The sequence below is a fragment of the Hydrogenophaga defluvii genome, from assembly GCF_042665235.1.
GTDB classification, from domain to species: Bacteria; Pseudomonadota; Gammaproteobacteria; order Burkholderiales; family Burkholderiaceae_C; genus Hydrogenophaga; species Hydrogenophaga defluvii_A.
This window is the reverse complement of the sequence record NZ_JBHTBZ010000064.1, coordinates 1-2,550: the sequence shown is the minus strand read 5'-3', so window position 1 is coordinate 2,550 and position 2,550 is coordinate 1. Positions and strand designations below refer to the sequence as shown.

The following is a 2,550-nucleotide window of genomic DNA, read 5'->3' as shown; positions in this document are numbered from 1 at the left end:
TTGCTCATGGTGTCGTTGCTCCGAAGCCTGGGCACCGCTGCAACGTCAGCACCAGCGCGCCGGGTAGGTGGGCATCCTTCAATTGATTGGCCACCTCTGCCCGGTGCCAGTTGCCGCAGCGCCAGCGGCCAGCGCCGTGAAGGTGGGCACATTCAAGGCACAACCGCCGGTTGTCGTTCTCACGATCCCGGATCGCCAGCCGGTCGGCCTCGCGCTCTGCATCGGTCAGGGTCAGCCCCTTGTCCGTGAAGCGAGACAGCCGCGCCGTGAAGGTGTCGATTTCCTGCCCGTTCATGGCCTCGCTGTGCGGCCAGCACCAGCGGTCAGGGTCAGTTGTCGGTGTGGTGTCGGTGGCGTCGTTTGCCGCCGCTGTGCTGGCCTCGATTTTCTGAAAAGGTGCCGGGGGGTACGCTACAAAACCTACGAAACCTGCAGCCTGTTTCGATTCCTGGGGTTTTGTAGGTTTCGTAGCGTGGGGGTCGGGGGCTTTTGGTGTTTTCAGCCGGTCCAGCCACTTCATGCGCCACCCCCATTCAACAGCCTGGGATGGATCAGATAACGATCGGTCGGTCGGCCACCAGCGGCCCCGGTGGGGATTGCCTCGCGCGCCAGCCACCCGTAGTCGGCCAGCAAGTCCGCCGCCTTGCGTACCGCCTCAGGTGTGCCCAATCCCGCCCAATGCTTGACGGCCACCAGCCGGGGGGTGAAGGCGTCCAGAATCACGCCGTCGCTGTCGCACAGCTTGCCCGCCTTGATCTTGTCCAACAGTTGTTTGGCCCCGGCGGTTTCCGGGATCACTGCCGCCGCATAAATGCGCTCGGCATGGCTTCGCAGGTAGTCACCCCATGCCAGCGCCCGGATCAGTTCACGCTCATGGATCACGCCGCCGCTTTCGGAGGTGTCCACCAGGGCAAAGATCAGCGCCAGGGCGGGAATCAGCTTGCGGTACTTGCTCAGGTGTGACACAAGCGCCGGGTGCAGATCGTCGCCGCGTATCTCAGTCTCAAACGGTTCCAGCCACTCCACAAAAAGGGCTTGCGCCTCGGTTGAAAACCGCCATTCCTGGGGGTCGGTATCGCTGGCCGGTTGCAGTGTGTTCAGTCGTTCGAAAACTGCCCATGCCGCTTGTCTGGCGGGTGTGTCGGGCCACCTGTCCACATAGGCAAACTCTCGGCTCACATCGGGCCACACGGCCAGCCCGAAGCGTTGCAACAATCCATCGTCACCCGCGCCACCGGCCACCGCCTCGCGCACATAGCTTTGCAGCTTGCCGGGTTGTATGCCGCCCAGCATGGCCAGGCACACACGCGGCACATACGATTCACCGCGCCCAATGCGGTCAACCGCGTGGCCTTGATTGCCGTCGTAGCCGGTCAGGTAGAAGCCCCGCGCGCCTTCCTGCCCTTGGCGGTCCATGCTGCACAGCAAGCCGTGGATTTCATCGCGGTACACCAGCAAGCCCCATTTGTTCACCGTCAGCAAGTCGGCCAGCTTCTCCACCGTCGCATCGTTCACCACATAGCGCCGCGCCATGGGTTCGGCTGGTGTGTCCATCGGCTCCAACAGCGCGCGCGCCTTCGCTGGGTCTTTGTCGGCAAACCCTCGGGCCTGTTTCTCTTTCGCCTCGCTGGCCATGGTCGCCACCTTGCAATCAAGCTCCCATGCTTCGTGCGCTATCTGCCACTGTTCGCGCTCGGTTGCTTCAAGCCGGTGCAGGGGCTTCAACACCTCAGACAAAGCCGGGGATTTCATCACCCCCGGCCTGCCCACAATTGCGCCCCACAGGACAGGCACCACACGCCAATCGTCGCGCGCCTTGGGTGCCACCACAGCGCGCGCACCGATCAGACTGGACAGCGCCACCAGGGCACCCACCGCCGTGAAGTCCGGGGGGCATTGCATCCGGTGGGCAATGTCGGCCACCCAGCCGCGCATAGCCTCGGGCAACAGTTCGGGGTCAAACGCTTGCACCGCCGGTAGGGCATCGGGCAGGGGCACGGGGTCAGGCCATGCCGTGTCGGCCTGGGGCACATCGGCGGAATCCGGCAAGGATTCCACCAGCTCCGCCGCCTTGATGCAAGCGCGCACCGCATCGGCCCCGATGATCTGGTGCAGGTCGTTGAAGTCGGTTAGGGCGTTCATGCGCGCACCTCACCGAAGTTAGGTTTTGTCAGGTAGCCACCCACCGCGCGCGCCGCCTCGGTCGCTTTTGTTAGCCCCGGATTGCCTGGGGTCGCCGCATCATCATCAGCGGCCAGGATCAGCCGCAGCGCCGGGTATTTGGCGCGCAGGGCTTCAGCCACCGCCCGCAGGTTGCCCGCGTTGAAAGCCACGGCCACAGCGTGCCCGGTCGCCTCATGGATGCTTGCGCCGGTCGCGTAGCCCTCGCACACGATCAGTACGCCGTCAGGCTTGCCAATGGCGTGATAACAGCCCCTCACCCGCCCGCCGGGTTGAAACCGCTTACAGCCGTCTGGTGCGATGGTTTGCAGGCTGTGCAGCTTGCCCGCTGTGTCGCGCATCGGAATCAGCAGGTGGTGCCCGTCGCAC

3 protein-coding genes are annotated in these 2,550 nt (G+C 64.4%); all 3 read right to left on the bottom strand.

Annotated features, from left to right (window positions below):
- Window positions 1-4 precede the first annotated feature (4 nt).
- Window positions 5-520: a hypothetical protein gene (locus ACFQU0_RS18200; RefSeq protein ID WP_382203151.1), complete on the bottom strand. Its 516-nt coding sequence runs from the start codon at window positions 518-520 to the stop codon at window positions 5-7.
- Window positions 517-2,142: a YfjI family protein gene (locus ACFQU0_RS18195; RefSeq protein ID WP_382203150.1), complete on the bottom strand. Its 1,626-nt coding sequence runs from the start codon at window positions 2,140-2,142 to the stop codon at window positions 517-519. The genes ACFQU0_RS18200 and ACFQU0_RS18195 overlap by 4 nt, the downstream gene beginning before the upstream one ends.
- Window positions 2,139-2,550, bottom strand: a 412-nt coding sequence (locus ACFQU0_RS18190; RefSeq protein WP_382203149.1) for a toprim domain-containing protein, incomplete at its 5' end; no start/stop codon positions are given. The genes ACFQU0_RS18195 and ACFQU0_RS18190, both read right to left, overlap by 4 nt.

Coding starts and splice junctions, on each gene's coding strand:
- ACFQU0_RS18200 (WP_382203151.1), bottom strand. CDS start 520: ATGAAGTGGCTGGACCGGCTGAAAACACCAAAAGCCCCCGACCCCCAC.
- ACFQU0_RS18195 (WP_382203150.1), bottom strand. CDS start 2,142: ATGAACGCCCTAACCGACTTCAACGACCTGCACCAGATCATCGGGGCC.